Source organism: Pseudomonas sp. VS40, assembly GCF_018587885.1.
Classification (GTDB): Bacteria; Pseudomonadota; Gammaproteobacteria; order Pseudomonadales; family Pseudomonadaceae; genus Aquipseudomonas; species Aquipseudomonas pergaminensis.
The window spans coordinates 79,676-103,212 of sequence record NZ_JAGYWD010000006.1 but is presented as its reverse complement, the minus strand read 5'-3'; the positions used below and the strand labels follow the sequence as shown (position 1 = coordinate 103,212).

Annotated in this window: 24 protein-coding genes; 15 read left to right on the top strand and 9 right to left on the bottom strand. The window is 62.7% G+C overall.

Going from position 1 to position 23,537, the window contains the following annotated elements:
* The first annotated feature begins 1 nt into the window (after position 1).
* Complete coding sequence (cysS, locus tag KHP07_RS18810) at positions 2-1,390, top strand: cysteine--tRNA ligase (protein ID WP_214497750.1); 1,389 nt, start codon at positions 2-4, stop codon at positions 1,388-1,390.
* Between the two features lie 340 nt (positions 1,391-1,730).
* On the opposite strand, the gene KHP07_RS18805 is transcribed toward cysS, so the two are convergent.
* Entirely contained in the window at positions 1,731-2,294 is a 564-nt protein-coding gene (locus KHP07_RS18805; RefSeq protein WP_214497749.1) for a dihydrofolate reductase family protein, read from the bottom strand.
* A gap of 111 nt (positions 2,295-2,405) precedes the next feature.
* Between KHP07_RS18805 and lepB the strand changes: the two genes are divergently transcribed.
* Both lepB and KHP07_RS18795 read left to right on the top strand, forming a co-directional pair.
* Positions 2,406-3,074 (top strand): signal peptidase I, encoded by a 669-nt coding sequence (gene lepB / locus KHP07_RS18800; RefSeq protein ID WP_214497748.1) that lies wholly within the window; start codon positions 2,406-2,408, stop codon positions 3,072-3,074.
* A gap of 241 nt (positions 3,075-3,315) precedes the next feature.
* Entirely contained in the window at positions 3,316-4,098 is a 783-nt protein-coding gene (locus KHP07_RS18795; RefSeq protein WP_028616869.1) for an SDR family oxidoreductase, read from the top strand.
* Here KHP07_RS18795 and KHP07_RS18790 read toward each other — a convergent pair.
* The gene (locus KHP07_RS18790) at positions 4,095-4,424 is read right to left on the bottom strand and encodes a winged helix-turn-helix transcriptional regulator (protein ID WP_078049222.1); all 330 of its coding nucleotides are present in this window, start codon (positions 4,422-4,424) and stop codon (positions 4,095-4,097) included. The two genes, KHP07_RS18795 and KHP07_RS18790, sit on opposite strands and share 4 nt — an antisense overlap.
* Positions 4,425-4,536: 112 nt before the next feature.
* Between KHP07_RS18790 and KHP07_RS18785 the strand changes: the two genes are divergently transcribed.
* A complete protein-coding gene (locus KHP07_RS18785; RefSeq protein ID WP_100492440.1) occupies positions 4,537-4,995 on the top strand; it encodes an HIT family protein in 459 nt (152 codons plus the stop codon).
* A gap of 127 nt (positions 4,996-5,122) precedes the next feature.
* Here KHP07_RS18785 and KHP07_RS18780 read toward each other — a convergent pair whose 3' ends face one another.
* The 7 genes from KHP07_RS18780 to KHP07_RS18750 all read right to left on the bottom strand — a co-directional run bounded on the left by KHP07_RS18780 (position 5,123) and on the right by KHP07_RS18750 (position 12,303).
* Positions 5,123-5,461, bottom strand: coding sequence for a Na+/H+ antiporter subunit G (locus KHP07_RS18780; protein ID WP_078049221.1), 339 nt, complete (start codon positions 5,459-5,461; stop codon positions 5,123-5,125).
* Positions 5,458-5,736, bottom strand: a complete 279-nt coding sequence (locus KHP07_RS18775; protein WP_005789171.1) for a K+/H+ antiporter subunit F — start codon at positions 5,734-5,736, stop codon at positions 5,458-5,460. The genes KHP07_RS18780 and KHP07_RS18775 overlap by 4 nt, the downstream gene beginning before the upstream one ends.
* Entirely contained in the window at positions 5,733-6,221 is a 489-nt protein-coding gene (locus KHP07_RS18770; protein WP_078049220.1) for a Na+/H+ antiporter subunit E, read from the bottom strand. Before KHP07_RS18770 ends, KHP07_RS18775 begins: the two co-directional genes overlap by 4 nt.
* Complete coding sequence (locus tag KHP07_RS18765) at positions 6,218-7,900, bottom strand: monovalent cation/H+ antiporter subunit D (RefSeq protein WP_099492837.1); 1,683 nt, start codon at positions 7,898-7,900, stop codon at positions 6,218-6,220. The genes KHP07_RS18770 and KHP07_RS18765 overlap by 4 nt, the downstream gene beginning before the upstream one ends.
* Positions 7,897-8,241 (bottom strand): Na+/H+ antiporter subunit C, encoded by a 345-nt coding sequence (locus KHP07_RS18760; RefSeq protein ID WP_003192163.1) that lies wholly within the window; start codon positions 8,239-8,241, stop codon positions 7,897-7,899. The genes KHP07_RS18765 and KHP07_RS18760 overlap by 4 nt, the downstream gene beginning before the upstream one ends.
* Positions 8,241-11,162 carry a monovalent cation/H+ antiporter subunit A gene (locus tag KHP07_RS18755; protein WP_078049218.1) on the bottom strand — a complete coding sequence of 974 codons (2,922 nt, stop codon included), beginning with the start codon at positions 11,160-11,162 and terminating at the stop codon, positions 8,241-8,243. The genes KHP07_RS18760 and KHP07_RS18755 overlap by 1 nt, the downstream gene beginning before the upstream one ends.
* Positions 11,163-11,373: 211 nt before the next feature.
* Positions 11,374-12,303 carry a DMT family transporter gene (locus tag KHP07_RS18750; protein ID WP_099492835.1) on the bottom strand — a complete coding sequence of 310 codons (930 nt, stop codon included), beginning with the start codon at positions 12,301-12,303 and terminating at the stop codon, positions 11,374-11,376.
* Positions 12,304-12,395: 92 nt separating this feature from the next.
* Here KHP07_RS18750 and KHP07_RS18745 point away from each other — a divergent pair, with 92 nt between their 5' ends.
* The 11 genes from KHP07_RS18745 (at position 12,396) to KHP07_RS18695 (ending at position 23,339) form a co-directional block, all read left to right on the top strand.
* Complete coding sequence (locus KHP07_RS18745) at positions 12,396-12,959, top strand: helix-turn-helix domain-containing protein (RefSeq protein ID WP_214497747.1); 564 nt, start codon at positions 12,396-12,398, stop codon at positions 12,957-12,959.
* A gap of 156 nt (positions 12,960-13,115) precedes the next feature.
* On the top strand, positions 13,116-14,312 hold the full coding sequence (locus tag KHP07_RS18740) for an SfnB family sulfur acquisition oxidoreductase (protein WP_214497746.1): 1,197 nt from the start codon (positions 13,116-13,118) through the stop codon (positions 14,310-14,312).
* A gap of 11 nt (positions 14,313-14,323) precedes the next feature.
* Positions 14,324-14,650 (top strand): acyl-CoA dehydrogenase, encoded by a 327-nt coding sequence (locus KHP07_RS18735; RefSeq protein ID WP_214497745.1) that lies wholly within the window; start codon positions 14,324-14,326, stop codon positions 14,648-14,650.
* Positions 14,650-16,065 (top strand): LLM class flavin-dependent oxidoreductase, encoded by a 1,416-nt coding sequence (locus tag KHP07_RS18730; RefSeq protein ID WP_214497744.1) that lies wholly within the window; start codon positions 14,650-14,652, stop codon positions 16,063-16,065. The genes KHP07_RS18735 and KHP07_RS18730 overlap by 1 nt, the downstream gene beginning before the upstream one ends.
* 132 nt (positions 16,066-16,197) lie before the next feature.
* Positions 16,198-17,100 (top strand): AMP-binding protein, encoded by a 903-nt coding sequence (locus KHP07_RS18725; RefSeq protein WP_078049212.1) that lies wholly within the window; start codon positions 16,198-16,200, stop codon positions 17,098-17,100.
* The gene (locus KHP07_RS18720) at positions 17,097-17,870 is read left to right on the top strand and encodes an ABC transporter ATP-binding protein (RefSeq protein ID WP_214497743.1); all 774 of its coding nucleotides are present in this window, start codon (positions 17,097-17,099) and stop codon (positions 17,868-17,870) included. Before KHP07_RS18725 ends, KHP07_RS18720 begins: the two co-directional genes overlap by 4 nt.
* Entirely contained in the window at positions 17,867-18,748 is an 882-nt protein-coding gene (locus tag KHP07_RS18715) for a branched-chain amino acid ABC transporter permease (RefSeq protein WP_078049210.1), read from the top strand. Before KHP07_RS18720 ends, KHP07_RS18715 begins: the two co-directional genes overlap by 4 nt.
* Positions 18,749-18,752: 4 nt before the next feature.
* A complete protein-coding gene (locus KHP07_RS18710; protein WP_214497742.1) occupies positions 18,753-19,802 on the top strand; it encodes a branched-chain amino acid ABC transporter permease in 1,050 nt (349 codons plus the stop codon).
* Between the two features lie 21 nt (positions 19,803-19,823).
* Positions 19,824-21,164, top strand: coding sequence for an ABC transporter substrate-binding protein (locus KHP07_RS18705; RefSeq protein ID WP_214497741.1), 1,341 nt, complete (start codon positions 19,824-19,826; stop codon positions 21,162-21,164).
* A gap of 3 nt (positions 21,165-21,167) precedes the next feature.
* Positions 21,168-21,935, top strand: coding sequence for an ABC transporter ATP-binding protein (locus KHP07_RS18700; protein ID WP_078049207.1), 768 nt, complete (start codon positions 21,168-21,170; stop codon positions 21,933-21,935).
* A gap of 12 nt (positions 21,936-21,947) precedes the next feature.
* Positions 21,948-23,339, top strand: a complete 1,392-nt coding sequence (locus KHP07_RS18695) for an FAD/NAD(P)-binding protein (RefSeq protein ID WP_214497740.1) — start codon at positions 21,948-21,950, stop codon at positions 23,337-23,339.
* The last annotated feature ends 198 nt before the right edge of the window (positions 23,340-23,537 follow it).

The window sequence follows — 23,537 nt, the reverse complement described above, 5'->3', positions numbered from 1 at the left end:
TGTGCTAACGATCTACAACACACTCAGCAAGACCAAAGAAGTCTTCAAGCCGCTGGATGGCAACAAGGTGCGCATGTACGTGTGCGGCATGACCGTGTACGACTACTGCCACATCGGCCACGGCCGCAGCATGGTTGCCTTCGACCTGGTGACCCGCTGGTTGCGTTTCAGCGGCTATGACTTGACCTATGTGCGCAATATCACCGACATCGACGACAAGATCATCAACCGCGCCAATGAAAACGGCGAGTCGTTCGACGCGCTGACCGAGCGCATGATCGCCGCGATGCACGAGGACGAGGCCCGCCTCAATATCCTCAAGCCGGACATGGAACCGCGTGCCACGGACCACATCCCGGGCATGCACGCGATGATCCAGACCCTGATCGACAAGGGTTACGCCTACGCCCCAGGCAACGGCGACGTGTACTACCGCGTCGCCAAGTTCATGGGCTACGGCAAGCTGTCACGCAAGAAAATCGAAGACCTGCGCATCGGCGCACGTATCGAAGTCGACGAAGCCAAGCAGGACCCGCTCGACTTCGTGCTGTGGAAAGGCACCAAGCCCGGCGAGCCGAGCTGGGAATCGCCGTGGGGCGCCGGGCGTCCGGGCTGGCACATTGAATGCTCGGTGATGTCCACCTGCTGCCTGGGCGAGACCTTCGACATTCATGGCGGCGGCAGCGACCTTGAGTTCCCGCACCACGAAAACGAAATCGCCCAAAGCGAGGCCGCCACCGGCAAGACTTACGCCAACGCCTGGATGCACTGCGGCATGATCCGCATCAATGGCGAGAAGATGTCCAAGTCCTTGAACAACTTCTTCACCATCCGCGACGTGCTGGCAAAGTACCATCCGGAAGTCGTGCGTTACCTGCTGGTGTCGAGCCACTACCGCAGCGCTATCAACTACTCGGAAGACAACCTCAAGGACGCCAAGGGCGCCCTGGAGCGTTTCTACCACGCGTTGAAAGGCCTGCCCTCCGTGGCACCGGCCGGTGGCGAAGCCTTCGTCGCACGGTTTACCGAAGTCATGAACGACGACTTCGGCACCCCGGAAGCCTGCGCGGTGCTGTTCGAGATGGTGCGCGAGATCAACCGTTTGCGTGAGAGCGATCTTGATGCGGCGGCGGGTCTGGCGGCGCGCTTGAAAGAACTGGCCAGCGTGCTGGGGGTTCTGCAAATGAAGCCTGAAGATTTCCTGCAAGCCGGCGCCGAAGGGCGTGTGGATGCGGCTGAAGTGGATGCGTTGATCCAGGCGCGTTTGACTGCTCGTGCCAACAAGGACTGGGCGGAATCCGACCGACTCCGCGACCAACTCACCGCCATGGGCGTGGTGTTGGAAGACGGGAAGGGTGGGACGACGTGGCGGTTGGCTGATCAGGCCTGATCGGTAAACGCTGAATGAAAAACGCCCCGACTGGTTCGGGGCGTTTTTTTTGCACACCGTTTTAACGGCTCACTCGATCCACTGTGGGAGCTGGCTTGCCTGCGATGACGGAGTGCCAGTCACCGAAGATGCAGACTGATATTCCGCTATCGCTGGCAAGCCAGCTCCCACATTTTTTACGGTGCCCGCTTCATTCAGTTGCTGATCCACGCCTCACGTAAAAATCATCCGGCACCATTCGCAACAACCCGCCGGCTTTGCCGATGGAGCGGTTACGACTTCCTATGCCTGCGACCAATGCGAGGGGTGGGTACATGGTCTGTTCCTTCAGAGAAGTCCATTATTGCGCGGCGTGAGCGCCTGCCGTCACTTGATATCGACTCTGCACAAAACCATTGTCCGACACGTAGGTGCCTACATGGTGCAGCTGCCGCTCACTGCCAACCTGGCTGAACAGTGGAACGCCTTGCCCGAGTAAAACCGGGATACGCGTAATGATCAGCTCATCGATCAGGCCCGCTTCAAGAAACGCCTGGATGGTCTGGCCTCCGTCGATATAGAGGTGCTTCATGCCGCGCTCGGCTAACGTTGCCACGAGTGAGGTGACGTCTCCTGCCATGACCTCGACCTTGCCCTCCAGGTGCGCAGGGATCTGCAGAGGCTGGTGGGACAGCGCAATGACGGGCGTGCCCTCGTAGGGCCACTCGGGGAAGGACAAGATTTTCTCCAGGGTTTTGCGACCCATTACCAGTGCATCGACCATGGCGATGAAGCGTTCATAGGTCACGCCGTTCAGCTCGGCGGTTTCGTACTCTGGTCGGTGCAACCACTCGATATCACCGTCCGGGCGGGCAATAAAGCCGTCGATGCTGGCTGCGATGAAGACCGAACATTGGATAGCCATGGCGAAAACTCCTTTTAGTGCGCGTGGACGCTAATACTCATTTAATCCTCGGGTGCAACAACCGGGCGTCTAGACACAATCCTGATGCCCCTTTCTGCCGTGCGAGGATGTATGCGAAGTTGGTTGATCCGTTACCGTTACGCAATCATTTTCTGGATGTGCTTCGGCGTTTTCCGTACGTCCCTGGCCGACTGGAATCCCATTCCCTCTGGCTCCATGCGCCCGACCTTGCTGGAGGGCGATGTGGTGTTGGTGAACCGGGTGGCCTACGACCTCAAGCTGCCGCTCACGGACATTTCCCTGGCCAAGCTCGATAACCCCCAACGTGGCGATGTGGTGACGTTTTCATCGCCCAAGGACGGTATGCGCCTGATCAAGCGCATCGTCGGCATACCCGGTGACACCCTGGAAATGAAAGATGAGGTGTTGTGGGTCAACGGCGTGCCGGCTACCTACAGTGACGCGCAGGACATCAGCGAACCCATCCTGCCCGGCCATACGGTGCCAGGAATCAAGCTGAACGAGCGGGCGGCTAACCGTCAGCGCACGGTGCAGTTCATGCCGACGGTGCGGGCAATGCGTAATTTCGGGCCGGTGGTGGTGCCGGCCGACAGTTACTTCATGCTGGGGGACAACCGTGATAACAGCGATGACTCACGGTATATCGGCGTTGTGCCACGCCGGCTGTTGATCGGGCGGGCGCATCATGTACTGGCGTCGGCGCAGATCCTGGATCACTGGATGCCACGCCTGAACAGATTTGGCGCGCCGATCCTGTAAGGACAAGCCCTCATTACCCCTGTAGGAGCTGGCTTGCCGGCGATGGCGGCGTATCCGCTACATTGACGGCGACTGACACGCCGCCATCGCCGATAAGCCGGCTCCTACAGTTGGCTGTGTTACGAGGGCCCCTGAATCCAGATACTAACTTTTGGGTTAGCCCATTACCTTTTCGTGCGTTCTTGTGGGCTGTCTGCCCGGTTCCTATCCTGCGGTCTTCGTTTATCCAGGAGTAGGTTCCATGAGCTTTGATCTCGGACTAAAAGGCCTTCGTGCGCTGGTCACCGGTGGCACCAAAGGTATCGGCGCCGCCGTGGTGGCGGTGTTGCGTGAACAAGGCGCCCAGGTGATTTCGGTCGCGCGTTCGGCGGCGGATTCGACGCCCGAAGGCGTGCATTTCATCGCTGCCGACCTAGGCACTGCCGCCGGTTGTGCGAGTGCTACTGAGGCGGTGAAGGCTCGGCTTGGCGGTGTCGATATCATCGTCAATGTGCTCGGCGGCTCAAGCGCGCCCGGCGGTGGTTTTGCGGTGCTCGATGATGAGCAGTGGGCGAATGCCCTGGGCCAGAACCTGATGGCGGCAGTGCGGGTGGATCGGGCGCTTCTGCCTGGGATGCTCGCGCGCGGCGCCGGGGTGATTATTCATGTCACATCGATCCAGCGGGAGTTACCGTTGCCGGAATCGACCACGGCGTATGCCGCTGCAAAGGCAGCGTTGGCGACCTACAGCAAGAGCCTGTCGAAAGAAGTCACGCCCAAGGGTATTCGGGTGGTGCGGGTTTCGCCGGGCTGGGTGGAGACGGACGCGGCGGTGGCACTGGCGGAGCGCCTGGCGGAGCAGGCGGGAACGGATTACGCGGGGGGCAAGCAGATCATCATGCAGGCGCTCGGCGGTATTCCGCTTGGACGGCCGGCCAAGCCCCAGGAGGTGGCTGACTTGATCGCCTTCCTGGTCTCGCCCCGCGCCGCGTCGATCAGCGGCACCGAGTACGTGATCGACGGCGGCACCGTCCCTACGGTCTAAATCGCCGGTTTGGCGGCCTGCCATTTGAGCAGGCCATCCAGTACCGGGCAAAGGCTCTGCCCCCACTCGGTCATACGGTATTCCACCTTGGGCGGCACCACTGGGTAGACCGTGCGCTGTACCAGGCCATCGGCTTCGAGCTGGCGCAATTGCTGGGCGAGCATCTTCTGCGAGATATCCGGGATCAGTCGCTCAAGGTCGGAATAACGCTGCACCTGGCCGCCGAACAGGTGGAACAGAATGATCAGCTTCCAGCGCCCGCCAAGCCAGGCGAGCGTGGTTTCGACGTCAGCGGCGGCGGTGGCAGGGGTGTAGGGTTTACTCATCGCATAAGTCCTAGGACATTTCGGAAAGTTGCCATTTTTTTTGACGTCCGCCGCAGCCTGGCTTTAGATGGTCGACACGACCAAACCCACGATGAAACCAGCGGTGATTAAAATGGATTGTATCTTCTGCAGCATTGTTCAAAAGACCTCCCCAGCGCACATTCTGTGGGAAGACGACCAGCATATGGCGTTTCTTTCGATCTTTCCCAATACTCCGGGTTTCAGCGTGGTAATCCCCAAGCAGCACTACGGCAGCTATGCGTTTGCGCAGTCGGATGAGGTGTTGGCCGGGCTTGCCGTTGCAGCGAAGAAAACCGCGCTTCAGATCGACCGTGCGTTTCCCGATGTGGCCCGTACGGGGATGATGCTGGAAGGGTACGGGGTGGATCATCTGCATGCGAAGTTGTTTCCCATGCATGGGACGGGCGGGGACAGTACCTTCAAGCCCATCAGCTCCAAGGTGGAGAAGTTCTTCGACGCCTATGAGGGCTATATCTCGTCCCACGATTTTGTGCGGGCGGATGATGCCGAGCTAGCGGAGTTGGCGGCGCACATCAGATCATTTGTCTAATGCAAAACCAAATGTGGGAGCGGGCTTGCTCGCGAATGCGGTGGGTCAGTCGCTGATGTGCTGACTGAAAAACCGCATTCGCGAGCAAGCCCGCTCCCACACTTTTTTACTGTGTTCGCTTGATGAATCAGCGGCGGCTGCTGACTTCGGCCGGTACGTCATCACCGGCCATGCGCTTGCGGAACAGCGCAGTGCGCGCCAACAGCAACGTGGTCACCGGCACGGTGATCGACAGCAAAATCGGAATCAACCACCCGTGCAACACCGGCCCGGACTTGAGCACCGAAAAATAAATGATCGACGCCAACGCCACACACCACGCTCCCAGCGTCGAGGCCAGTGCTGGCGGGTGCATGCGCTGGAAGAAGTCCTTCATGCGCAACAACCCGATCGCGCCGATCAGCGCAAACACACTGCTGAGCACCAGCAGCACCGCCACGACGGTTTCCATCCACAACGGCATCATTCAATCACCTCCCCACGCAGCAGGAATTTGGCCAGGGCAAACGAGCCCACGAAGCCGAACAGCGCGATCAACAGCGCCGCTTCAAAGTAGGTGTCACTGGCGTACCGAATGCCCAGCACCAGCATCATCAGCATCGCCAGGATGTACAGGTAGTCCAGCGCCAGTACCCGGTCCTGGGCCGACGGGCCCTTGAACAGGCGGATCAGCGTCAGCACCATGGCCAGGGAGAACAGGAACAGGCTGAACAGGATCGCATTGGAGAGCAGGGCGCTCATTCGAAGATCTCCATCAGGGGCCGCTCGTAGGCGGACTTGAAGTGCTCGATGAAAGACGCTTCATCCTCCAGGTCAAACACATGCAGGAGCAGGATGCTGCGGTCCAGCGCCAGTTCCGACCAGATGGTGCCAGGCACTACCGTGGTGATCATCGACAGCGCGGCCAGGCCGTTGGCATCACGCAAGTCCAGGGGGATCTTGATGAAGCGCGAACGCGGCGGGCGGGCGCCACACATCAGCACGCCCCAAGCTACTTGCAGGTTGGAGACGATCACGTCGCGGCCCACCAGGAAAAACAGGCGAATAATCACCCCCGGGCGGCGGATGCGGATGGGCAACGGCCGCAACGGCGCCATCAGCAGCGGCGCGAGAAAGCCCAACAGCGCGCCCAGCAGCAGGTTGCCGGGGCTTACCGACAGGTTCAGCACCAGCCACAACACCCACAACGCCAGCGACAACCACGGGGCAGGTAACAGGCGTTTCATGGCTGCACCTCCAGCGCGGCGGCTTTGGCCTCAGGGCTCGGCACCGGTCGCGTCGCCATCACCGCCATAACATAGTGCTCCGGGTTGTTCAGGCTGACAGCCGTGTCCTGGGTGTAGCGCATCAGCGGCTCGGCCTTGAAGGTCAGCAGGATGCTCAAGCCGAGCAGGAAGAAGATCGGCAGGCACTCGTAGCGACGCAGCAGTGGCGATGGACGCTCTTCCGGGGTCCAGAAGCGCTGGATGCCCAGGCGCGCGAAGGCGATCAATGAGGCCAGGCCGGAAAGAATCAGCAACGCCACCAAGCCCCAGGCAGCCGGGCGGATCGGCGCGTCAACGCTGACGCCCAGGCCCAGTGGATTAACCAGCGCACTCAACAGGCTGAGCTTGCCGATAAACCCGGAAAGCGGCGGCATGCCGATGATCAGCAGGGCGCAGGCGATAAAGCTCAGGCCCAGGAAGGCCATGGTCCAGGGAATCACCTGGCCGATCACGGCTTTCTGCTCGTCATCGAGGTTGACGCCAGGACGCGGATGCAGGGATTCCATGGCCTTGGGCAGCGCATCGATCTCTTCATCCAGCGGCAGGTCGTTGGCCGAGCGCGACCGCTCGATCAGTTCGGCCAGCAGGAACAGCGCACTCAGCGCCAAGGTCGAACTGACCAGGTAGAACAGCGCCCCAGCGGTGAGGCTCGGCTGGGCGAAACCCACGGCCGACAGCAGGATCCCGGCCGACACCAGGATGCTCAAGCTGGCCATGCGCTCCAGCCGCTGCGCCGCCACCATCGCCAGCGCCGCGCAGATGATGGTCGCCATGCCGCCATACACCAGCCAGTCGCCGCCAAACAGCGCCGAGGCACCGGCCTGGCCGGAGAACAGCAGGGTCCACAGGCGCAGCACGGTGTACACGCCGACCTTGGTCATGATCGCGAACATCGCCGCCACCGGCGCACTCGCCGAGGAGTAGGCGGGGGCCAGCCAGAAGTTCAGCGGCCACATGCCGGCCTTGGCCAGGAATGCCGTCGCGAGGATGGCCGCACCGGCGTGCAACAGGCCGCGATCCGCCTCGGGCACCAGCGGGATTTTCAGCGCCAGGTCAGCGAAGTTCAGCGTGCCGGTGACGCCATAGATCATCGCCGCGCCAATCAAGAACAGTGACGAGGCCAGCAGGTTGATCGCAATGTAATGCAGGCCCGAGGACACCCGCGCACGCCCGGAACCGTGCAGCATCAAGCCATAGGACGCCGCCAGCAGCACCTCGAAGAATACGAACAGGTTGAACAGGTCGGCGGTGAGAAAGGCCCCGTACAAACCCATCATCTGCACCTGGAACAGCGCATGGAAGCTGGTGCCCGCGCGGTCCCAGCGGGCCATGGCGAACAGCAGCGCGCTCACGCCGATGATCCCGGTGAGCACCAGCATCAGTGCCGACAATTGGTCCACCACCAGCACGATGCCAAACGGCACTTGCCAGTTGCCCGGCAGGTACACGCCGATGGAGCCGGGGCCGCCTTTTTGCGTCCAGTACAGCAGCAGGATGGCGATGCCCAGCCCGATCATGCTGGAGAACAGGTTGATACGCGCTTTCAGCGGCCGATGCTTCTCGCCGAGCATCAGCATCAGGGCGGCGGTAAGTAACGGCAGCAGGATCGGCGCGACGATCAGTTGATTCATCCACGTCATTCCTTGGGCTCCCGGCCGTCCACATGGTCAGTGCCGGTCAGGCCCCGGGACGCCAGCAACACCACCAGGAACAGCGCGGTCATGGCGAAGCTGATCACAATGGCCGTGAGCACCAGCGCCTGGGGCAGTGGATCGGTGTAGTTGAGCAGGTCCTGCGGCACGCCGTCCTTGATGATCGGCTCCTTGCCGATAAACAGGCTCCCCATGCTGAAAATGAACAGGTTGACCCCGTACGACAGCAGGCACAGGCCCATCACCACCTGGAACGTCCGTGGCCGCAGGATCAGCCAGACGCCGGAGGCCGCCAGGACCCCAATGGCAATTGCGATGACTTCTTCCATCAGGCGGCTCCTTCCGTTGCGGCAACCACTTTGGCCTGGTTGCTCGGTTTATGGGCCCGCACGGACTGGTGACCGAGGGCGGTAAGCATCAGCAGCGTCGAACCGACGACCATGGCGTACACGCCGACGTCGAAGAACAAGGCGCTGGCGACATGGATGTCGCCCAGCACCGGCAGGCTGAAATGCCAGGTATGGGTGGTGAGGAACGGGTAGCCGGCAAACAGTGCACCGAGCCCGGTCAGCGTCGCCGAGAACAGCCCGAAGCCCATCCAGCGCATCGGCCGCAGGCTCATCTGTGCCTCGACCCACTGCGTGCCGGCAACCATGTATTGCAGGATAAACGCGACCGACATCACCAGGCCGGCGACAAACCCGCCGCCCGGTTGGTTGTGGCCGCGCATGAACAGGTAGAACGACACCACCAGCGCTATCGGCAGCAGCAGGCGCACCAGCACCGCCGGCACCATCATGAAGCCCAGGGCGGTGTCGCTGGCCTGGCGCGGGTTGACCAGGTCGGTGGCCACGTCCGGTGCCAACTGGCGCTGTTGCGCGGGCAGTTGCATGCTTTCCTTGGATGGGCGGAAGCGCCGCAGCAGGGCGTACACCGTCAGCGCCACGGCGCCGAGCACGGTGATCTCGCCCAGGGTGTCGAAGCCACGGAAATCCACCAGCATCACGTTCACCACATTGCTGCCGCCGCCTTCGGGCAGGGCGCGGCTGAGGTAGAACGAGGAAATGTCGTTGGGTGTCTGGCGGGTCAGCATCGCGTAGGACAGCAGCGCCATGCCGCCACCCACCACCGTGGACAACAGGAAGTCACGCAAGCGACGGATGCGAGCCTTGCGCAGCGAGCTGGGCAGTGGCGAGACTTCTTCGATCCGCCGTGGCAGCCAACGCAGACCCAGCAGGATCAGCACAGTGGTGACCACTTCTACCACCAACTGCGTCAGCGCCAGGTCCGGCGCCGAGAACCACACAAAGGTGATGCAGGTCATCAGGCCGCACACGCTGACCATGGTCAGGGCTGCCAGTCGGTGATACTTGGCTTGCCAGGCGGCGCCGAGGGCACAGGCAATCGCCAGCAGCCACAGGGTCACGAACACAATGGAACCGGGGATCTTCGGTCGGTCGCCCCAACTGAGGCCACTGTTGAGCATCGGGATCATGCCGCCGATCACCGCCACCAACACCAGCAAGAACAGTTGCGTCTGCAGGCGCTTGGTGCTGATGCGTTTCTCGATCTTGCGCACGCCGCGCATCATCACTACCAGGCTGCGCTCGAAACCGCGCTTGCCGTTGAAGTAGCTGATCACCGGTGGGTATTTGAAGCGGCCGCGCTTGAGTTGCTTGCGCAGCAGCAGGTAGAGCACAACGCCGCCGGACATGGCCACCAGGCTCATGATCATCGGCGCGTTCCAGCCGTGCCAGATCGCCAGGCTGTACTCCGGCAGCACACCACCCACCACTGGCAGGGCGGCAGCGGCGAGGATCGAACCCACCACCTGGGCCGGGAAAATGCCCACCAGCAGGCAGGTGAACACCAGCAGCTCGACCGGCGCACGCATCCAGCGCGGCGGTTCGTGGGGCGTGTGCGGCAGGTTGGTCGCGGTTGGGCCGAAGAACACATCGACCGTGAAACGCAGCGCGTAGGCCACGCTGAACGTACCGGCAATGGTCGCGATCAACGGCAGGGCAAACTCCACCCAAGCGGTCGAGGTGATGAATACGGTTTCGGCGAAGAACATCTCTTTGGACAGGAAACCGTTGAGCAACGGCACGCCGGCCATGGACGCACTGGCCACCATCGCCAGTGTCGCCGTAAAGGGGATCAACCGCACCAGCCCGCTGAGCTTGCGGATATCCCGCGTGCCGCTTTCGTGGTCGATGATGCCCGCCGCCATGAACAGCGAGGCCTTGAACGTGGCGTGGTTAAGGATATGGAACACGGCTGCGACGGCAGCCAGCGGGCTGTTGAGCCCCAGCAGCAAGGTGATCAGCCCGAGGTGGCTGATGGTGGAGTAGGCCAGCAGGCCCTTGAGATCATTCTGGAACATGGCGCAGTAGGCGCCGAGGAGGAGGGTGAGAGCGCCGGCACCGCCGACGATCCAGAACCATTCTTCGCTACCGGACAGCGACGGCCACAGGCGGGCCAGCAGGAACACGCCGGCCTTCACCATCGTCGCCGAATGCAGGTACGCCGACACCGGGGTGGGCGCCGCCATCGCGTGGGGCAGCCAGAAGTGGAAGGGGAACTGGGCGCTTTTGCTCAAGGCGCCGATCAGCACCAGGGCCAGCATGACCGGGTACAGCGCGTGCGCGCGAATCTGATCGCCCGCTGCCAGCACCTGGTCGAGGTCATAGCTGCCGACGATATGCCCCAGCAGCATCACGCCCGCCAGCAGGCACAAACCACCGGCGCCGGTGACCATCAACGCCATGTATGCACCGCGTCGCGCGTCGGCGCGGTGGTGCCAATAGCCGATCAGCAGGAACGAGAACAGGCTGGTCAGTTCCCAGAAGAACACGATCTGGACCAGGTTGCCGGAAATCACCAGCCCGAGCATGGCGCCCATGAAGGCCAGGAAAAACGCAAAGAAGCGCGGCACCGGGTCATCCGGCGACATGTAGTAGCGCGCATACAGCGACACCAACGTGCCGATGCCCAGCACCAGCATCGAGAACAGCCAGGCAAACCCGTCCATGCGCAACACGAAGTTCAGCCCAAGGCTGGGCAACCACATGAATTCTTCGCGGATCACGCCACCGTGGGCGATTTGGGGGTAGAGCAGGGCGACTTGAACGGTACCGACCAGGGCCACAAGGCCAGCCAGCAGGGATTCGGTGTTACGTGCATTGTGCGGCAGCAAGGCCGCCAGACAGCTGCCAATAAACGGCAGAAGCAGTAGAACTATCAAGGACATAGGCTTCTAATCTGCGGGAGTTTGGGATGCATCATACGTGCCGCTTTAACGATCACCAAACGGCAACATGTGGCAGGATCCTACAAGATAGGTCGAAACTGCTCATTTAGCCTTGTTTAAAGTGACCGCATTCCTACGGGCGACACCGCTCCCTGTGGGAGTCGGGCTTGCCCGCGATGGCAATCTGACAGCCACCGCAAGCATTCGGACCCTATCCCTGCTGTTCCTGTTCCCGCTCATCGCGCAATTCGAGGGCCTTCTGCCCCTTGGTCTTCATCTCACTGACAATCACCGCCGCCACAATCAACGCCGCCCCCAGCATCGCAATCGGCGGAAAACGCTCCCCCGCAATCCGCCCCACCACGCCGGCCCACACTGGCTCGCCGGCATAGATCAACGTGGCGCGGGTGGGCGAAACACTTTGCTGCGCCCAGTTCATCGCCACTTGGATCACCGCACTGGTCAAGCCCAGGCCCACGGCACTGAACAGCAATAACCATGAAAACCCCGGCAGTGCCTCGCCCATCGGCACCACCATCAGGAACGACAACAACGACGCCGTGGCCAGTTGCACCACGGTCACCCGGCGCACATCCACCTGCCCGGCAAAGGCGCTGATCAGGATGATTTCTGCCGCGATCGCGACCGCGCCGATCAAGGTGGCGATTTCACCGGGGCTGAAATTCAACGAAGCGCCCGCCGGCCCGGTCAGCAGCATCAACCCGGTGAACGCCAGCATGATGCCGATGCTTGGCATCAACCCCGGGCGCCGGCCCAGCACCAGCCATTGCAGCAATGGCACGAAGGGCACATAGAGCGCGGTGATAAACGCCGACTGGCTGCTCAGGATCGTCTGCAGGCCAATGGTCTGCAACCCGTAGCCAAACATGATCGCCACGCCGATAAACACCCCGGCCTTCAACTCGAACAGGGTCAGGTCGCGCAGGGTGCGCAAGGAAAAGAACCCCACCACGATGGCCGCCGCCGCAAACCGCAGGCCGACGAAAAACATCGGGCCACTGACGGTCATCGCATGCTGCACCAGCAAAAAGGTGCCGCCCCAGATCATGGTGATCACCACCAGGATGCATTCGGCTTTACTGAAACGGTTGAAACGCGAAGGGGAGTTCGGGGTGGTCATGGCGGCTCGGTCTTGCAAGGGAAAGGCACGGACCGCACAATGCGCCGCACGCTGGGCAGTATACTGCGCACACCCACCTATTGAGCAATATAGTGCACAAAGAAAATCCGCAACGGGCTTCGGTCCTGCAGCACGTCAGCCAGAACGTTCGTCGCCTGCGCCACGCGGCCGACTTGAGCCAGACCGCGCTCTCGGAAAAATCCGGGGTCAGCCGGCGCATGCTGGTGGCCATCGAGGCGGGCGAAAAGAACGTCAGCCTGTCCACCCTCGACCGCGTGGCCGAAGCGTTGGACGTGGCGTTCAGCGACCTGATCCAGGCCCCGGATGCGCCTGACCACAGCCGTATCAACGAACTGGCCTGGGCCGGTGACATTCCCGGCAGCAAGGCGGTGTTGCTGGCCAAGGCCACGGCGCGGCGCGAGGTCGAGTTGTGGGAAATGCAACTGGAGCCGGGCGATCGCTACAGCCCTGACCCCGACCCGGATGGCTGGAGCGTGCAGTTATTCGTATTCCAAGGCTGCCTCACGCTGCTGGTGGGCGATGAAGAAAAGCGCGTCGCCGCTGGTGAGTTTTATATGTTCGCCAGCCGGAACGTGCATGGTTATCGCAATGACGGCGACGTGGCGGTGCGCTTTGTGCGCAATGTGGTGATCTAACTGTTCTTCCGGCAACAGTGGATGGACACTTTGCTGGTTTGAAAACGCGCTCGGCTGCGCTGGAATGCCAGCAACTCGCTGATTTTATTGGCGATTAGATTCAGGCACGACTCCTGCAATCACCCAGGTAATCCCCTCGGAGCCTGGAGTCGGCCCATGTCAGCCCACCCTCAACACCCTGCCCATATCATCCGCTCGGACGCGGAAGCCATCGAGGTCGCCACGCGCCTGGCCAAACGCTTTGCCGTCGAGGCCAGCGCGCGCGACCGTGAGCGGCGCCTGCCGGTGGCCGAGCTTGACGAGTTCTCCGCCAGCGGTCTGTGGGGCATCACCATTCCCAAAGCGTACGGTGGAGCTGGCGTGTCCTATGTGACCGTGGCCGAGGTGATCAAGCTGATCTCCGCCGCCGACCCGTCCCTGGGGCAGATTCCGCAGAACCACCTCGGTGTCGTCGACATCCTGTTGCAAACGGCGACCGAGGAACAAAAACAGCACTACTTCGGCAAAGTCCTCCAGGGCTATCGCTTCGGCAACGCCTTCTCCGAAGCCAAGAGCAAGAACGCCGGCACCTTCGACACGCAGATTCGCTTCCATGGCGACACCGCGCAAATCAACGGCGAGAAGTTCTACTGCACCGGCGCGCTGTTCGCCCATTTGGTGCCCACCGTCGGCAACAATGAAAACGGCCAGGCCTTTATTGCCTTTGTCGAACGCGACGCGCCCGGCCTGAACGTGATCGACAGCTGGGACGGTTTCGGCCAGCGCACCACTGCCAGTGGCGGCGTGACCCTCGACGGTGTGACCGTGCCCGTGAGCGCGGTGATTCCAGCCCACTTGGCCTTCGACCAGCCCACGGCCAATGGCCCGATCTCGCAGATCATCCAGGCCGCCGTCGACACCGGCATCGCCCTCGGCGCGCTGGAGGAGGCGAAGCACTACGCACGCCAAGCGCGGCCCTGGATCGACAGCCAGCAGGATCACGGCTGGCAAGACCCGTTCACCATCGCCGCCATCGGCGACCTGGAATGGCGGGTGCACGGCACCGAAGCCATTCTCGCCAAGGCTGGTCTGGCGGTGGACCGCGCCCTCGCCGAACCGAGTGAAGACAGCGTGGCCCATGCCTCGTTGGTGGTCGCCCAGGCCAAAGTGCTGTCGGCCGAAACCGCCTTGCTCGCCAGCAGCAAACTCTTCGAACTGGCTGGCACCCGCTCGGTCACCGGCAAGCACAACCTCGACCGCTTCTGGCGCAACGCACGCACCCACACCCTGCACGACCCGGCCCGCTGGAAATACCACCTGATTGGCAACTTCGTGCTCAACGGTGTGAAGCCCGCGCGCCACGCCTGGAACTAAGGAGCTTAACCATGACTGCACTGAGCCTTGCGCGCCAACTATTGGACAGCACCCGCCGGCATGTCGAGAAAAGCGATGACCCCTACGTCATCAGCCGCTTTGGCGACTTACAGATTCGCGTCGATGTCGCCGCTGCCCTGTTGGAACGCGCCGAAACCCATCCCAGCCCGGTGGCCGCCACCGAAGCGCAAATTGCCGCCGCCGAAGCCCTGATCGCCGCGAGCAACGCCGAATTCGAACTGACCGGCCAACGCACCGCACTGCCGTCGACCCTCGACGCCCCCCTGCGCTGGAAATACCAGGTTGTCGGCAACTACCACCTCAACGGAGTGCTTTGATGTCCCGTGAAATCCGCTTGAATGCCTTCGACATGAATTGTGTCGGCCACCAATCCCCGGGCCTGTGGGCGCACCCGCGTGACCGTTCGTGGCAGTACAAGGACCTGGAATACTGGACCGACCTGGCGAAAATCCTGGAGCGCGGCAAGTTCGACGGCCTGTTTATCGCCGACGTGCTGGGCATCTATGACGTCTACAACGGTAACGGTGATGCGGCGATTCGCCAAGCCGCGCAGGTGCCGGTCAATGACCCGCTGTCTCTGATCGCGCCGATGGCGCTGGTCACCGAGCATCTGGGTTTTGGCCTCACCGCTTCGTTGTCCTTTGAGCATCCGTACCCGTTCGCCCGCCGTCTCTCCACCCTCGACCACCTGACCAAGGGTCGCATCGGCTGGAACATCGTTACCTCCTACCTGGAAAGCGGCGCCAAGAATCTCGGGCAGAAAGCCCAGACCGAACACGACGCGCGCTACGACTACGCCGAGGAATACCTGCAGGTCTGCTACAAACTCTGGGAAGGCAGTTGGGAGGAGGGCGCCGTGCTGCGCGACCGCGAGCGTCGGATTTTCAGCGACCCGAGCAAGATCCACGAAATCCGCCATGTCGGTAAACACTTCCAGGTGCCCGGCATTCACCTCTGCGAGCCGTCACCGCAGCGCACGCCGGTGCTCTACCAGGCCGGGGCGTCCAGCCGTGGCAAGCAGTTCGCCGCCGAACAGGCCGAGTGCGTATTCGTCGCCGCACCCTCCAAGGTGCTGCTGAAAAAGACCGTCGCTGACATCCGCCAGCGTGCCGCCGACGCCGGGCGGGATCCGAAGAAGATCCTGATCTTCAACTTGCAGACGGTGATCGTCGGTGAGACCGACGCCAAGGCCAAGGCCAAGTTTGACGAATACAAATCCTACGTCAGCTACGAGGGCGCAATGGCGCTGATCTCTGGCTGGACCGGCATCGACTTCAGCCAGTTCAAGCCCGATGAACCGCTCAAGCACGTGCACACCAACGCGATTCAATCGGCGGTGGAAGCCTTCTCCACGGCGGACCCGAACAAGGTCTGGACGCCAAACGAACTGGCCGATTGGGTCGGCATCGGCGGCTTTGGCCCGCTGTTTGTCGGCGGCCCGGAAACCGTGGCAGACCTGTTGCAGGAGTGGGTCGAAGAAACCGATGTCGACGGCTTCAACCTGGCCTATGCACTGACCCACGAAACCTTCATCGACGCCGTGGACCTGCTGGTGCCGGAGTTGCAGAAGCGTGGCGTGTACAAGACCGAGTATGCCCAGGGCACGTTGCGCGAGAAGTTGTTTGGCGATGGTGCGAGGTTGGCGGCGAATCATCCGGGGGCCGGTTACCGCGATTTGGCGGCCTTGCACCCTTCCAATGTGGGAGCGGGCTTGCTCGCGAATGCGGACTGACATTCAACATGTATGTCGACTGATTTGCCGCTTTCGCGAGCAAGCCCGCTCCCACAGTAGATCGGTGTCGATTCAAAAAAAACGGCCAGCGGACCACCGCACGCACATCACTTGAATAGGAGCATCACCCCTATGAGCGTGCACGAACTCAAACGTCCGCTGGTCCTGGAATGGCCCGCCGAATGCCTCGGCAACCTGCCCAAGGCGCTGGAACAACTGCAGCACTGGGCGCAGATCACGCCGCTGCATACCGCCTTGCGCCACAAGCGCCAGGGGCAGTGGTACGCGTGGCGCTGGATTGACGCATTGCGTGACGTCGAGCGCCTGGCCGATGGCTTGCGCCAGCAAGGTTTCAGCGAGCACTCGCGGCTGGCCCTGAGCGGCGCGTTCGAGCCGAACCTGTTGTTGCTGGCGCTGGCGGCGCAATCCATCGGCGGGCAGGTCCTGACCCTGGCCGACGACCTGGAACCCGAGGCGCTCCAGCAGCACCTGTGGCGCATTCGCCCCACCCATTCCTATGTGCAGAGCCGCCAGAGCGTGCGGCATTGGCAGTCGGCCAATCTGATGGACTTCGCCCAATTGCTCGGTCCGTTGGCGCCCGCGCAACACCTCGCACGTTGGTGGCATCCCACGGGGGAGACCGTGCTGTGGAGCGAAGAGGGCACCCATTGGCAGGGCGGCCTGGCGGTGGTCCTGGAGCAGTGGCTGAACAGCGGCCATGGCCTGGCCTTCCCGGAAAGCCTGGCGTCGGCGCGACGTGACCGCAGTGAAGTCGCCCCCACCGGCCTGCTGCTGTCGCCCGCACGTCTGCAGCACTTGGCCGACGAGATCGAAAGCCGCCTGGCGCCCTACGGCACCTGGCGCCGTCGCCTCTGCGAGTGGGCCATCGCCCATCCGCAAAGCGGCCTGCGTCGCCTGCTGAAAAACCGCGTGCGCAAACTCCTGGGTTTCCAGCGCCTGGCGTATATCTGGCAACCCGTCAAATCCACCCCTTCGCCGGCGTGGCTGGCGGAATTCAAGCGGGACATCGCATGAGCCAGGCCATTCTCCAAGTGCGGGATATTTCGCTGTCGTTCAAGGGCGTCAAGGCGATCAATGCCTTGTCCTTTGAGGTGGCGCGCGGCGAAATCTGCGCGCTGATCGGCCCCAATGGTGCCGGTAAAAGCTCGCTGCTCAACGTGCTCAATGGCGTGTATCGCTTCGATGCTGGCGAGATTGTCTTCGAAGACCAGCACTTCCACCGCATCGACCCCTTGGGTGCCGCGCGCCGGGGCATTGGCCGCACTTTCCAGAACAACGCGCTGTTCAAGAAGATGAGCGTGCTCGACAACCTCCTCACCGGCCTGTCGCGCCACATGCGCAGCAGCTTTATCGAGCAGGCCCTGGGCTTGCCCCGCGCACGTCGAGAAGCCGAGGCATTCCGGTTGCGGGCCCAGGGCATTCTTGAATTCCTGGAGTTGCAAGCCCACCGGGACGTGTTGGTCGGCAACCTGTCCTACGGCCTGCAAAAACGCGTGGAACTGGGGCGGGCGTTGATCGCCGGGCCGAGCCTATTGCTGCTGGACGAGCCCATGGCCGGCATGAACGCCGAAGAAAAACAGGAAATGGCGCGCTTCGTCGCTGACGTAAACCGTGACCTCGGCACCACGGTGGTGTTGATCGAACACGACATGGGCGTGGTGATGGGCCTGTCCGACCATGTGGTGGTGCTCGATTACGGGCGCAAGGTCGGCGATGGCACGCCTGTCGACGTGCAGGCCAATCCCGAGGTGATCGCGGCCTACCTGGGAGTTGTAAACCCATGACGTTCTTCTTCGAAACCCTTCTCGGCGGCCTGCTCGCCGGCACCATGTATTCGCTGGTCGCCATCGGCTTCGTGCTGATCTACAAGGCCAGTGGTGTGTTCAATTTCGCCCAGGGCTCGATGCTGCTGTTTGCGGCGCTGACCTTTGTCAGCCTGCATGACCAAGGCGTGCCGTTTGCCCTGGCGCTGCTACTGACCGTGATCGTGATGATCGTCGGCGCCTTGCTCATCGAGCGCCTGGTGCTGCGGCCGCTGGTGAACCGTTCGCAGATCACCTTGTTCATGGCCACGTTGGGCCTGTCGTTCATTATCGAAGGCCTGGCCCAGGGCTTGATGGGCTCCCAGGTGCGCGCCCTCGACCTGGGCATCGACGACGTACCGTTGTTCGTTGGCCCGCTGATGCTCAGCCAGTTCGACCTGATCGCCGCCGCTGCTGCCGTGGTGCTGGTGACAGTGCTGGCGCTGCTGTTCAACAAGACTCGCATCGGCGTGTCGCTGCGTGCAGTGGCGGATGACACCACGGCGGCGCTGTCCATCGGCATCAACCTCAACCGCATCTGGCAGATCGTCTGGGCGGTGGCGGGCATTGTCGGACTGGTGGCGGGCCTGCTGTGGGGCGCGCGCCAGGGCGTGCAGTTCTCCTTGTCGCTGGTGGTGCTCAAGGCCTTGCCGGTGTTGATCATCGGCGGCTTTACCTCGATTGGCGGGGCGATAATCGGCGGGCTGATCGTCGGCGCGGCGGAGAACCTCGCCGAGGTGTACATCGGCCCGTTGATTGGCGGCGGCATCACGCCGTGGTTCGCTTACGTATTGGCCCTGGCCTTCCTGTATATCCGTCCCGCCGGCCTGTTCGGCGAGCGCGCCATCGAGCGAGTCTGAAACCATGTCGATCCCCGTTGCTCAAGACACCGCGCCGTTGCTGCTGATTCAGCGGCGCATCCCCTGGGCCCTCAGCGGCCTGATGGCGCTGGCCTTTATCGTGGTGCCGCTGTGGGGCAATGACTACTGGCTGAACGCGATCCTGATCCCGTTCCTGGTGCTGTCGCTGGCCGGGCTGGGCCTGAACCTGCTCACCGGCTACACCGGCCAGACCTCGGTGGGGGCGGCCGGCTTCATGGCCGTCGGCGCATTTGCCACCTACGGTTTTTTGCTGCGCCTGCCGGAGCTGGGGTTGCCGGTGGCGCTGCTCGGTGGTGGCATTATCAGCGCTTTGGTTGGCCTGCTGTTTGGCCTGCCGAGCTCGAGGATCAAGGGCTTCTACCTGATGGTCACCACCCTGGCCGCGCAGTTTTTCCTGGAGTGGCTGTTCGTCAAGTTCCCCTGGTTCTACAACTACGGTTCGTCAGGGACCATCTCCGCGCCGAAGCTGGCGCTGTTCGGTCATGACCTCAACACGCCGTTGGGCCGTTACCTGCTGACCCTGGTTACCGTGGTGCTGTTGACCTGGACCGCGATCAACCTGGTGCGCAGCCAGGTCGGCCGCAACTGGATGGCGATCCGCGACATGGACACCGCCGCCGCCGTGGTCGGCATTCCGGTGGTGCGTTACAAGCGCCTGGCGTTTGCGGTCAGCTCGTTTTACCTAGGCATCGCCGGCGCGCTATGGGCCTTTGCCTACCTGGGCACGGCCAGCGCCAGCAGCTTCGATATCAATCGCTCCTTCCAAATCCTGTTCATCATCATTATCGGCGGCATGGGCAGCATCGCCGGCAACTTTGTCGGCGCGGCCTTCATCAGCCTGCTGCCGATCTTCCTCAGTCATGCCGGCCAGGCACTGTTCGGCGGTTCGGTGGATGCGGGGCAGTTGCAGAACCTGCAGAAAATCATCTTTGGCGTATTGATCATCGTGTTCCTGATCAAGGAACCCGAGGGTTTGATTCGCCTGTTGCACAACCTGCGTGACCGTGTGCGGCAGTGGCCGCTGCGTTTCTAACATTCCCTCAAGAGAATTCCCATGCGTGCATCCTTGAAACGTTCCATGATCGGCGCTGCGTTTACGCTGGCAACCCTGGCCAGTGCGGTCCCCCAGGCGATGGCCTCGCCGGACCAGCAATTCATTCCCCTGGCCACCTACCGCGTGGGCGCCTACGCCTCCAGCGGTGTGCAGGTGTGGGCCGGGATGATCGACTACCTGCGTTATATCAACGAGGTCGAAGGCGGCATCAATGGTGTGAAGCTGGTGTGGCAGGAGTGCGAAACCGAGTGGACGGCGGAGAAGGGCATCGAGTGCTATGAGCGCTTCAAGAATGGCCTGGATGGCGCGCCGGTTGCGGTGTACCAGCCCAACGGCGCGCCAGCGGCGTATGCGCTGAGCGAGCGCGCGGAAGTCGACAAGATCCCGCTGATCACCCTCGGCTACGGCCGCACTGAAGCCACCGACGGCACCGTGTTCCCCTACAACTTTCCGGTGATGCTGACCTTCTATAGCGAGGCGTCGACACTGGTGAATTACATCGCCCAGCGCGAAGGCGGCTTCGACAAACTCAAGGGCAAGAAGATCGCCACGGTCTACCACGACTCGGCCTATGGTCGCGAAACCCTCGGCCCGCTGAAATTGCTGGCGGAAAAGTACGGCTTTGAAAACATCCAGATTCCAGTGGCTGACCCCGGCAACGAACAGTCCGCGCAATGGCGCCAAGTGCGCCAGGCCAACCCGGACTGGGTGTTTCTGCGCACCTGGGGCGTGTCCACACCGGTCGCGGTGAAGACCGCTGCGCGTTTCGGCTTCCCGGTGGACCACATCGTCGGTGATATCTGGGCCAGCTCCAGCGAAGACGTGTTGCCCGCCGGAGCGGCCGCCAAGGGCTACCTGGCCCTCACGCCATACCCGGCCGGGGCTGATTTCGAGATCCACAAACGCCTCAAGCAGTACATCCTCGACAAGGGCCACAGTGACCTCAAGGACCTGAAGAACTTCGGCAGCGTCTACTACAACTCCGGCCTGGTGAACGCCGCCGTGGCGGTAGAAGCGATTCGCACCGGCCAGGCCAAGTTCGGCAAGCGCCCGCTCAATGGCGAAGAAGGCCGCTGGGGCCTGGAACGCCTGAACATCGATGATGCGCGCTTGAAGGACATGGGCTACCTGGGCCTGATGCAGAACCTCAAGCTGTCGTGCCGCGACCACGAAGGTGGCGGCTCGGCGCGGGTGCAACAGTGGGACGGCGCCAACTGGACGCTGATCAGCGACTGGATCGCCGCCGACCGCGCCCTGTTGCGCCCGCTGATCGATGAAAAGTCGGCAGCGTTCGCCAAGGAAAAAGGCCTGACGCCGCGTACCTGCACCGGGGATGAATAAACCATGAGCCAGCCCGCCGCTGAATCCGCCAGCCAGGCGCTGTTGAGCGTCAACGACATCGAAGTGATCTACGACGGCGCGATCCTCGCGGTGGCCGGGGTGTCGCTGAGCGTACCCAAGGGCGCGATCGTGGCCTTGCTCGGAGCCAATGGCGCCGGCAAGAGCACCACGCTCAAGGCCATCTCCGGGTTGGTGCGTGCCGAGCGGGCCGAGGTCAGCCGGGGCACGATCGAATACGCCGGTGCCGACCTGGCCGGCGTCGACCCCAGCCAGCGCGTGCGCCAGGGCATGGTCCACGTGCTGGAAGGTCGCCATGTGTTCGGCCAACTGAGCGTGGAAGACAACCTGCGCAGCGGCGGTTTTGTCCGGCGCCTGAGCCGCAAGGAGATGGAGCACGACCTGGAACGCATCTACGCCTGGTTCCCACGGCTCAAGACCAAGCGCCACACCCGCGCTGGTCTCACCTCGGGCGGCGAGCAGCAGATGGTCGCCATTGGACGGGCGTTGATGACCCGTCCTACTTTGGTACTGCTCGACGAGCCATCCATGGGTTTGGCGCCTATGATCGTGCAGGAGATTTTCGCGATCATCGCGCAGCTCAACCGCGAGCAGCAGGTGAGCTTCCTGATCGCCGAGCAGAACATCAACGTTGCGCTGAACTATGCGTCCCACGGCTACGTATTGGATACTGGGCGCGTGGCCTTGAGTGGCAGCGCCGCTGAACTGTTGGCGCGGGGCGACTTGCATGACATTTATCTGGGCAAACAGTAAGGGCAACTCTGCATGACTGAATCCATCCGCAACGCTGATGTACTGATCATCGGCGGCGGCCTGAGCGGCACGATGCTGGCCGTGCAACTGCTGCGCCTGCCCGGCCAACGCCGGATCCTGGTGATCGAGCCGCGCGCGGAACTGGGGCGCGGCGAGGCCTACAGTGCTGTCGAACTGGGCCACACCCTCAACGGCAATGCGGCGCGCATGAGTGTCGACCCGGACAATGCCGACGACCTGACCCAATGGCTCACCGACTACATCGGCGCCGGCGGCTGGCCGGAGTCCGGCCAGCAACGCGTGCCGATCAGCGAACTGTTCCCGCCGCGCGGGATTTTTGGTTTGTACGCCCAGCAACGCTTGGCTGAGGCCAAGGCGCAGTCTGCATCCAGCGTCGAGCACGTGCGCGGCGAAGTGGTCGACCTGCAAGTGGAGGAAGCCTCGACGCTGCTGACCCTCGATAACGGCCAGCCACTGCGCGGCGGGTTTGCGGTACTGGCCACCGGCATGTTCCCGGCGGCACGCACGCCACAAACCGAATCCAGCGGGCTGAATGCGGCGGCGGTGGACCCGTGGGATGTCAAGGCGATGACCGAGATTGACCCACAAGCGCCGGTGCTGATCATCGGATCGGGGCTGACGATGGTCGACGCTGTAGTCTCCCTGGAACAGGCCGGGCATCGCGGACCCATCGAGGTTTTCTCGCGTCACGGCTTGCTGCCCCATGTGCGCCGGCAACCGCCGAGCTGGGCGGATTTTCTCGGCGAGGATCACCGTCTGCGCAGCCCTCGGCAATTGCTGCGCGAAGTGCGTCGGCAATGCGCTATTGCGCAAACGCAGGGCATCGATTGGCAAGCGCCGCTGGACACCGTGCGCGCACACATCGGCCGCCTGTGGAGCCAGGCCAGCGAGCGCGAGAAACGCCAGTTCGTACGGCATGTGCGGCCGTGGTGGGAAAGCCATCACCACCGTTCGCCGCCGTTGAGCGCGCAGTTAGTGGCACGCTTGCATGATGAGGGGCGGTTACGGATCCGGGCAGCCTCTTTCAAGGGCTTGGAACCTTCGGCTGAAGGCGTGACCATTCGCTTGCGTCATCGCGGCGAGCAAGCCATCACCCAGGTCTCGGGCGCAGCGCTGATCAACTCCAGCGGTATCGAATACGACTGGCGCCGCGTGGCCCGTGCGCTGCCGCAGCAATTGCTCAAGCGTGGGCTGATCCAGCCGGGGCCTCTGGCGTTGGGGATTGCGGCGGACGCGTCGGGCGCGGTGCTGGACGCCGAGGGCAATATCAGCCGGCGCCTGTTCGCCATGGGCCCGCCGTTGCGCGGGATGTGGTGGGAAAGCACCGCAGTGACCGATGTAGCGCTGCAAGCCAAGGCACTGGCCGCACGACTCACCCTATAGGCGCCGGCTTACCGGTGAAAAACGTAAAGGCGCCGCATACGTTCTGGCTTTCCGCGTCATCGTTGACGACCATCGCCGGCAAGCCAGCTCCCACATTCGAGTCGGTTCCTCCAGGCGCACCCCCGATCACCGATGTCCCGCGCATGATCCGGCCCGATCCCGTGCGCCACAAATCTGTCACCACGCGCGTGTCGTGGC